Origin of the sequence: Streptacidiphilus sp. ASG 303, from assembly GCF_020991365.1 — a bacterium.
Taxonomy (GTDB): Bacteria; Actinomycetota; Actinomycetes; order Streptomycetales; family Streptomycetaceae; genus Peterkaempfera.
In genome coordinates this window covers 1-8,721 of record NZ_JAJLRA010000054.1, presented here as the reverse complement: position 1 = coordinate 8,721, position 8,721 = coordinate 1, and the positions used below count along the sequence as shown (strand labels likewise).

At 76.2% G+C, this 8,721-nt stretch carries 8 protein-coding genes; 1 reads left to right on the top strand and 7 read right to left on the bottom strand.

The window, feature by feature from the left end; genetic code table 11:
• Positions 1 to 108: 108 nt before the first annotated feature.
• The 7 genes from LO771_RS31560 to LO771_RS29585 all read right to left on the bottom strand — a co-directional run bounded on the left by LO771_RS31560 (position 109) and on the right by LO771_RS29585 (position 7,488).
• Positions 109 to 1,878: a DoxX family membrane protein gene (locus LO771_RS31560; protein ID WP_230748181.1), complete on the bottom strand. Its 1,770-nt coding sequence runs from the start codon at positions 1,876 to 1,878 to the stop codon at positions 109 to 111.
• Positions 1,879 to 2,022: 144 nt separating this feature from the next.
• Positions 2,023 to 3,012, bottom strand: coding sequence for a 23S rRNA (guanosine(2251)-2'-O)-methyltransferase RlmB (gene rlmB / locus LO771_RS29610; RefSeq protein WP_230748178.1), 990 nt, complete (start codon positions 3,010 to 3,012; stop codon positions 2,023 to 2,025).
• Positions 3,013 to 3,101: 89 nt separating this feature from the next.
• Entirely contained in the window at positions 3,102 to 4,496 is a 1,395-nt protein-coding gene (gene cysS, locus LO771_RS29605) for a cysteine--tRNA ligase (protein ID WP_230748176.1), read from the bottom strand.
• Between the two features lie 124 nt (positions 4,497 to 4,620).
• Entirely contained in the window at positions 4,621 to 5,013 is a 393-nt protein-coding gene (locus tag LO771_RS29600; protein ID WP_230748174.1) for a PPOX class F420-dependent oxidoreductase, read from the bottom strand.
• Between the two features lie 215 nt (positions 5,014 to 5,228).
• Entirely contained in the window at positions 5,229 to 5,771 is a 543-nt protein-coding gene (gene ispF / locus LO771_RS29595; RefSeq protein ID WP_230748172.1) for a 2-C-methyl-D-erythritol 2,4-cyclodiphosphate synthase, read from the bottom strand.
• Positions 5,761 to 6,531 carry a 2-C-methyl-D-erythritol 4-phosphate cytidylyltransferase gene (gene ispD / locus LO771_RS29590; RefSeq protein WP_230748170.1) on the bottom strand — a complete coding sequence of 257 codons (771 nt, stop codon included), beginning with the start codon at positions 6,529 to 6,531 and terminating at the stop codon, positions 5,761 to 5,763. The genes ispF and ispD overlap by 11 nt, the downstream gene beginning before the upstream one ends.
• Positions 6,532 to 7,005: 474 nt before the next feature.
• A complete protein-coding gene (locus tag LO771_RS29585; protein WP_014136563.1) occupies positions 7,006 to 7,488 on the bottom strand; it encodes a CarD family transcriptional regulator in 483 nt (160 codons plus the stop codon).
• Between the two features lie 471 nt (positions 7,489 to 7,959).
• Between LO771_RS29585 and LO771_RS29580 the strand changes: the two genes are divergently transcribed.
• A complete protein-coding gene (locus LO771_RS29580) occupies positions 7,960 to 8,667 on the top strand; it encodes a copper chaperone PCu(A)C (RefSeq protein ID WP_230748168.1) in 708 nt (235 codons plus the stop codon).
• Positions 8,668 to 8,721 lie beyond the last annotated feature (54 nt).

Here is an 8,721-nt window from a genome sequence, read left to right as displayed (position 1 = left end):
GGCCGCACCCCCGGTCCGGGGGTGCGGCCGCCGCCGCACGAGCACCGCGTCCTGCGTCCTGCTTGCCGCGTCCCGCGGACCGGGGGCCGCAGACCGGGGACGCCGGCGTCAGGCGACGCCGGACGGCGCCGGGGCGCCCTCGCCCGGCATGCCCAGGACCGGCACACCGCCGATGGCGTCGCTGCCGAGGAGGCCGCCGATCACCGCGCCGCCGGTGCGGGACGGACGGGGCGGGGGCGGGCTCTGGACGCCGGGGACGGAGACGGTGCCGCCGGCCGGGTTCGGCGGGTTCGGGGTGCCGCCGCCCTGGCCCCTCGTCCTCCCGGTGCCGGGTGCGGTGCGCGGCGTCCGGACGCCGGTGCCCGCGGTGCGGCGCGGCGCGGAGGGCCGGGACGCGGGGGTGCGGGCGGACGGCCGGGCCGCCGGGCGGTCCGCCGGGTGCGCCCTGCGCGGGCGCACCTGCGGGGCGGTCTGCCCCGGGGCCGGCCGGGCGGGCCAGGTCGGCGTGCCGTAGTCGGTGGGCGGGGCCGGCTGCTGCGGCACGACGGTGGTGGACACGCCGCCGGTGCGCACGGCTGCGCCGAGCACCGAGCCCAGGACGAGGGAGGCGCCGACGACCACCGTGGCGAGGACCGCGCCGCGGCGGAGCACCCGCTGCCGGATCCGGCGCGCGGGGGCGCCGGGGCCGAGCCGCCGCCACGCGTCCAGCGCCAGCCTGCCGTCGACCGAGCCGAACGGCGCCCCGGCGATGAGCAGGGGGCTCCAGGCGGCCAGGTAGACGATGTGGGGGGCGTCGTACACGGGGACGGTGCGCCAGCTGACGGTGAGCAGCAGCGTCGCCGAGAGCAGCGTGGCGGCGGCGGCCGCGGCCCGCTGCCACAGGCCCAGCACGGACAGCACGCCGACGACGATCTGGACGAACGCCACCGCGAGCCCGGCACCGACCGGGTGGGCCATGGCGAGGTCCAGCAGGGGCCGGGCGAAGCTCCACGGGTGCAGCGAGGAGAGCCAGCGCATCATCGAGCCGCGGTCGCCGCCGTCGAAGTAGACGGGGTCGCACAGCTTGCTGAAGCCGGCGTACACGGAGATGCAGCCGAGGAAGACCCGCAGCGGCAGCAGCACCAGGCCCAGGTCGACCTTGCGTCCCGGGTACCGGCCGGGCTGGGCCACGTCGCCGGGGGCGTGCGCCCAGGCCTCCTCCGCGGGCGGCCGGTACGCGTCGCCGCCGGGGGCCCAGCCCGCCGCGGGGACGGCCCCGGGCCGGGAGGGGCCGCCGGGCCGGGTCCGGTGGCCGCCCTGCGCGGGGACGCTGCGGCCGTACGGGCCGCCCGCGGCCGGGATGCGGGGCAGCACCCGGGTGGCGGCCTCCTCGCCGTCCTCGGCCGACGCGGGCTGGGGGACCAGCCGCGCGGTGTCGAGCAGGCGGATGGCGCCCGTGTCCTCGGGGCCGGCCTGCCCGGACCAGGTGACGGCGGTGACCCGCCCCTTGCGGCGCGGGACGGCGCCGGCTCCGGTGAGGGAGACCGCCGGGTCACCCGTGAGGGACCGGCCGTCGAAGGGCCGGCCCCCGTAGGACCGGCCCTCGTGGGACGGGGCCCCGTGGGACGGGCCGGCCAGGGACCTGCCCGCCGGGGCGGGGGCCGCGAACGGGTCGGCGGCGAAGGACGGGGGCGCGTAGGGCCGGTCGTACGAGGGCGTGTACGCGGGGGCGTCGATGAGCAGCGAGGCGACCGGCGTCCCGAGCCGCACCCGGAAGCTGACGTGCGAGCCGCCGATCCGCACCGGGTCGCTGGGGACCTTGATCGTGCTCAGCTCGGGCGGTTCGCCTATACCGGCGGAGCGTCCCCCCTGGGAGCGGGGAGGTGTTCTGGTGTCCACACCCCACTAACCGAGTGACACGGGATTAGGACACCCCCGGGAGCGCATCCGGCGCGGATCCGGCCGGAACACGCCCGGCGGACCGGGCACGGGCGCGCCCCCCGCCGCGCGCCGGGGCGCGGCAGGGGGCGCGGGGGTGTGCCGTCAGCGTGCGGCGCGCAGGCGGGCCGCCTCGTAGAGCACGATGCCGGCGGCCACGCCGGCGTTGAGCGACTCGGTCGCGCCCGGCATGGGGATGCGCACGGTGAGGTCGCAGGTCTCGGAGACCAGACGGGACAGGCCCTTGCCCTCGGAGCCGACCACGACCACGACCGGGCCGGACAGCGCGTCGAGGTCGGCGACCTCGGCCCCCCCGTCGGCGGCCAGGCCCACCACCGTCACGCCGGCCTTCTGGTAGGCCTCCAGGGCGCGGGTGAGGTTGGTGGCACGGGCGACCTGGAGGCGGGCGGCGGCGCCGGCCGAGGTCTTCCAGGCGCCGGCGGTCATCCCGGCGGCGCGCCGCTCGGGCACGACCACGCCGTGGCCGCCGAAGGCGGCGGCGGAGCGGACGACGGCGCCGAGGTTGCGCGGGTCGGTGACGCCGTCGAGGGCGACGATCAGCGGGTCCTCGCCGGCGTCGGCGGCGGTGTCCAGCAGATCGTCGGGGTGCGCGTACTCGTACGGGGGGACCTGGAGGACCAGGCCCTGGTGGTTGAGGCCGCCGGTCATCTGGTCCAGCTGCGGGCGCGGGGCCTCCATCAGCGGGATGCCGCGGTCGTTGGCCTCCTGGAAGGCCTCCCGCACCCGGTCGTCGGTGTCGATGAACTGCATCACGTAGAGCGCGGTGGCGGGGACCCCGCCCCGCAGCGCCTCGACGACCGGGTTGCGGCCGACGACGAGCTCGGCGGCGCCCGCGCCGCCGCGCCCGCCGCGCCCGGCCCCGGCCCGGCGCATGCCGGCCCGGGCCTTGGCGTCGCGCTCGCGCTTGATCGCGGCGTTGGCGGCGCGCTGCTTCGGGTGCCCCTTGCGGGCCTCGGCGGGCGGCGTGGGGCCCTTGCCCTGGAGCGCCTTCCGGCTGTGGCCGCCGGTACCGACGCTCGCGCCCTTCTTGGACCCCGGGTTGCGGCGGTTCCTGCGCTGGCTGTTGCCGGCCATGGCTGTACGTCCTGTCCTCTTCGTCACGAAGTTCGTCATGGAGGTGCGGGCCGCACCGTGCGGTGCGGCCCGCCCTCGCCCTCGGGGGGCTACTGGCTGCTGACCGTCCAGCGCGGGCCGGACGGCGTGTCCTCGACCGCCAGGCCCGCCTGGGCCAGCTGGTCGCGGATGGCGTCGGCGGTGGCGTAGTCCTTGCGGGCCCGCGCCGCCTGGCGCTGGTCCAGGACCAGGCGCACCAGGCTGTCGACCACGCCGTGGAGGTCGTCGCCCCGGCCGGTGCCGGCCCACATCGGGTCGAGCGGGTCGAGGCCGAGTACTCCGAGCATCGCACGGACCTCGGCGAGACGTGCCACCGCGCTGTCCTTGTCGTCCGCGGTGAGGGCGGAGTTGCCCTGGCGGACGGTGGTGTGGACGACCGCGAGCGCCTGCGGGACGCCGAGGTCGTCGTCCATCGCCTCGGCGAAGGCGGGCGGCACCTCGGCGGCGGGCTCGACGGCGCCGCAGCGCTCGACGACCCGCTGCACGAAGCCCTCGATGCGCCCGAAGGCGGCCTCGGCCTCGCGCAGCGCCTCCTCGCTGTACTCGACGGTGGAGCGGTAGTGGGGGGCGGCCAGGTAGTAGCGGAGCACGATCGGGCGCCACCGCTGCACCATCTCGGAGACCAGCACCGAGTTGCCGAGCGACTTGCTCATCTTCTCGCCGCTCATGGTGACCCAGGCGTTGTGCACCCAGAAGCTCGCGAAGTCGTCGCCGTAGGCGCGGGACTGGGCGATCTCGTTCTCGTGGTGCGGGAAGATCAGGTCGATGCCGCCGCCGTGGATGTCGAAGGCGGGGCCCAGGTACTTGTGGGCCATCGCCGAGCACTCCAGGTGCCAGCCAGGCCGGCCGCGGCCCCAGGGGGTCTCCCAGCTGGGCTCGCCGGGCCTGGCCGCCTTCCACAGGGCGAAGTCGCGGGGGTCCCGCTTGCCGGTCTCGCCCTCGCCCTCGGGCTGGCGGAGGTTGTCCAGCTCCTGGTTGGAGAGGGAGAGGTAGCCGGGGAAGGAGCGCACGTCGAAGTAGACGTTGCCCTCGGCGGCGTAGGCGTGGCCGCGCTCGATGAGGGCGCGCATCATCTCGACCATCTCGGTGACGTGGCCGGTGGCGCGCGGCTCGACCGTGGGGGGCAGGCAGCCGAGGGCGGTGTACCCGTCGTCGAAGGCCCGCTCGTTCTCGTACGAGATCTCCCACCAGGGGCGGCCCTGCTCGCGGGCCTTCGCGATGACCTTGTCGTCGATGTCGGTGACGTTCCGGCAGAAGGACACCCGGTAGCCGCGGTGGGCGAACCAGCGGCGCATCACGTCGAAGTTCAGCCCCGAGCGGATGTGCCCGATGTGCGGGGCGGCCTGCACGGTCGCGCCGCACAGGTAGATCGAGACGCACCCCGGCACGAGGGGGACGAAGTCGCGTACCTGGCGGGTGCTGGTGTCGTACAGGCGAATGCTCACAGCGTCAAGCGTAGTGGGAAACCGGCGGTGCCCCGCGACGTACGGCGCCGCGGGGCGCGGGCGGGTGCCCGGCGCGCCGGGCGCCGGGGCGCGTCGGGGGCGCACCGGGGGCGCCCGGACGTGCTCAGAGGTGCTCGACGGCCTTCGCGGCCCGGATGCGGACGACCACGCGGACGTCGCCGGGGCCGTCGTTGCCGTAGTCCTGGCCGGTGTACTTGTGCGAGAGCTCGTTGATCAGCCCGGGGCCGCCCTCGGTGGTCATGGACGCCTCGCCGCGCAGTTCGAGGTAGGTGTACGGGGCCTCGGGCGGGTTGACGATCAGGGAGACCCGGGGGTCCCTGGCCATGTTGAGGTGCTTGCGGCGGCCCTCCACGGTGGAGAACAGCACGTCGTCGCCGTCGCGCTTGACCCACACGACGGACAGCTGGGGGCTGCCGTCGGGCTGCAGGGTCGCGACGACGGCGAAGCTCCTGGCGTCCAGCAGTTCCCGGGCCCGGTCGGACAGTTGCACGGACACGCGGCACCCCTTGCTCGTCGGCTCACGGACTGCGGTCGGTCCCCCACGGCCATCCAAGCACCGGCCGTACGGGGGCGCGACCGCTCCCGCTCCTGCCCCGGGACGGCCGCCCCACCCGTGCGGGACCGGCCGCCGTCCGTGCCCGCCCGTTCCGCGTCCGCCCGTTCCGCGTCCGCCCGTTCCGCGTCCGCCCGTCCGCGCCGGCTGCCCGACCCCTACGGGCCGACCGGGTACACCAGCGCGGTGGCGACGGCCGCCAGGCCCTCGCCGCGACCGGTGAGGCCGAGGCCGTCGGTGGTGGTGCCGGAGACGGAGACCGGGGCGCCGGCGGCGGCGGAGAGCGCCGCCTGCGCCTCGTCGCGCCGCTTGCCGATCTTGGGGCGGACGCCCACGACCTGGACGGCGATGTTGCCGATCGCGAACCCGGCGGCGCGCACGATGCGGGCCGCCTCGGCGAGCAGCGCCGTCCCCGACGCGCCGGACCACTCCGGGCGGTCGGTGCCGAAGTGCGCGCCCAGGTCCCCGATCCCGGCGGCGGAGAAGAGCGCGTCGCAGGCGGCGTGCGCCGCGACGTCCGCGTCGGAGTGCCCGGCGAGGCCCGGCCCGGCGTCCGGCCAGTCCAGTCCGGCCACCCGCAGCGGGCGGCCGTCCTCGAAGGCGTGCACGTCGGTGCCGATGCCGACCCGGGGCAGCAGCGGCGCGGCGGGGGCGGCGGCGGGGTCGGCGGCGAGGGGCGCGCCGGGGTTCTCAGAATCCATCGGTGGCCCTCCGTCGGGCGAGCACGGCCTCGGCGAGGACGAGGTCCAGGGGGCGGGTGACCTTGAAGGCCTCCTCGTGGCCGGGGACGGCCACGACCGGGCCGCCGAAGCGCTCGACCAGGCCGGCGTCGTCGGTGGCCGGCGGCGGGCCGCCCGCGGCCTCCTCGGCCGCGGCCCGCGCGTGCACGGCCGCCAGCACCTCGCGGCGGAACCCCTGCGGGGTCTGCACCGCGCGCAGCGAGGAGCGGTCGGGGGTCTCCAGGACGGCCTCGGGGCCCCCCGTGGGGTCCGGTGCCACCCGCTTGACGGTGTCGGCGAGCGGCACCGCCGGGACGACCGCCCCGGCACCGCCGCGCACGGCGTCCACCACGGCGTCCACCACCTCGACGGGGACCAGCGGGCGGGCGGCGTCGTGCACCAGGACCACGTCGACGTCCTCGGGGACGGCGGCGAGGCCGAGGCGGACCGACTCCTGCCGGGTGGCGCCGCCGGCGACCACCCGTACGTCCTTGCCGGGGATCCCGTGGTCGTCCAGGAGCGCGGCCACCGCGGCGACGCCGTCCGGCGGGGCGGCGACCACGACGAGGCCGACGGCGCGGGAGCGGGCCAGGGCCCGGACCGCGTGGACCAGGAGGGGGACCCCGCCGAGTTCGCGCAGGGCCTTGGGGGCACCGGGGCCCAGTCGTTCGCCCCGCCCGGCGGCGGGGACCACTGCTGCGGCGTTCAGGTTTCGTTCCTTCGGCGATGTGGGTATGGCCAAGGCGTGCCGGACAGGGCCCACTCGCCTCCCTGCGAGTATCCCCTTCCGTGGGGGCCCGTTCGGCACAGGGGAGCACGTCCGGTCGTGCGCCGCCGAGCGGGGGCGTCGACGGACGGGATTGCGGCGCTGTGGGTTGCGGCGGGGTGCGAGGGCCGGGGCACGGAGAGGCGGTGGCAGGCGCCCGGTGCCGTGTCCACGCCGCAGCGGACGTCGACCGGGGTCGGTGTGTCGTCCGGGGTCGGTGCGGTGCCGGCGGCTGAGGCGGACGGGTTGCGGGTGCACGCGGCCGTGAGCGGAGTGCCGTGGAAGGAGGAGCCGGGCGTCGCCATACGCCTCAGCGCCCGGCAGTGCGGCGCGTGCCCGTGCCGTGCACGGGTGCGCCGACCGGGCGCTGAGACGACGGGCGGCGGGTATCGGCGGACGTCCGCATCCACGCGGTGCGCGGAACAGTTCCGGTGTCGGCCGTCCCGGGTGTCAGGAGGCGAGAACCTCGTCGAGGAGTGTCTCGGCCTTGTCCTCGTTGGTGTTCTCGGCGAGCGCCAGCTCGCTGACCAGGATCTGGCGGGCCTTGGCCAGCATGCGCTTCTCGCCGGCGGAGAGGCCGCGCTCGCGCTCACGGCGCCAAAGGTCGCGCACGACCTCGGCAACCTTGATAACGTCGCCCGAGGCGAGCTTCTCCAGATTGGCTTTGTAGCGGCGGGACCAGTTGGTGGGCTCCTCGGTGTACGGTGCACGCAGCACCTCGAAGACCCGGTCCAGGCCCTCCTGGCCGACCACGTCGCGCACGCCGACGAACTCCGCGTTCTCCGCGGGGACGCGGAGCGTCAGGTCGCCCTGCTGAACCTTCAGCACCAGGTAGGTCTTGTCCACGCCTTTGATCTGGCGGGTTTCGATGGCCTCGATCAGCGCGGCCCCGTGATGGGGGTAGACCACGGTGTCGCCAACCTTGAACGTCATGTGACAGATACCCCTTCCGTGGTTTTCCAGAATAACACGTGTTCCGCCGTATCCGAAGGGCGTTTTCGCAGGTCAGGGCGGGTCTCGGGGCTTGACAACCACGCCCGTCACGTGCTGCGACCCCTGTTCGAGGAGGGTTTCCCGCAGGTGGGAAGCGGTTCGGCAGCCCGGCGAAACATCATCGGAACCCTCAATGGATCTTGCCTTCCGGTTCCGCGCGCGACGCGGGGCGAGCGCGGGTCCGACGGCCGCCGCGCCGCCCGTGAACGGCGCGTACACAGGTGGGGGCGGAAAGGAGCACTCCGGGCGCATGCGGCGCGAACGGACGTCACGCGCCGTGTGTCACGGCTCACAGCGCCGTCCGGGCGCCCCGGCGCGACACGGGGCCACCCCGTGAGGACCGGAAGAAGGGGATCGGTAACCTAAGCCCGTCCTGCCCTGCTTGCACACGTCCAAGGAGAAGCCGCCGCCGTGAGCCGCAGCCTTCGACGCGGCGCCATCGCCGCTCTCGTCGCCCTCGCCGTCGCCCCCCTGTCCTCCTGCGCCGCCTCCAACGATGCGGAGTCGCTGCAGGTGAAGCCGGACAACGCGTCGACCTCGCTCGGGGACGACCTCCAGCTCAACAACATCGTGCTGGTCACCGCGCCCGGCGGCGGCGCTGCCGAGTCGGAGACCCGGCCGGCGGCCCTGAGCGTCAACATCAGCAACTCCGGCACGGCTCCCGAGGTGCTGACGTCGGTGTCCGTGGGCGACGCGGGCACCGCGGCCCTCACCGGCCCCGGCGGCGGCAAGGTCGGGCAGATCACCGTCCCGGCCGGCGGCTCCGTGCTGCTGGGCGGCCCGGGGCAGCCCTCCGTGCAGATCGCCGACGCCTCGGTGCAGGAGGGCGGCTACTCGCGGGTGACCTTCACCTTCGACAAGGCCGGCACCGTCACCACGCAGGCCGCCGTCGTCACCGGCAGCGGCCAGTACGCCTCCTTCGCCCCGGCGGCCCCGGCCGCCCCGACCGCGAAGGCGTCCCCGACCGCCCTGCCGACCGGCAGCGGCGCCCCGGGCGCCCCCACGTCCAGCGTCACGGCGGGCGCGCCCGCCTCCGCCTCCCCGAAGACGTCCCCGAAGGCGCAGTCCTCCGCGACGACCGGCGCGCGGGCCGGCGTCAGCGCCTCGCCGCAGGGCTGACCGCCGTCCGCACACGCCGCGCCCCCGGGAGCAGAGGATGCTCCCGGGGGCGCG

Coding starts and splice junctions, on each gene's coding strand:
- LO771_RS29585 (WP_014136563.1), bottom strand. CDS start 7,488: ATGACGTTCAAGGTTGGCGACACCGTGGTCTACCCCCATCACGGGGCC.
- rlmB (WP_230748178.1), bottom strand. CDS start 3,012: ATGGCCGGCAACAGCCAGCGCAGGAACCGCCGCAACCCGGGGTCCAAG.
- ispF (WP_230748172.1), bottom strand. CDS start 5,771: ATGGATTCTGAGAACCCCGGCGCGCCCCTCGCCGCCGACCCCGCCGCC.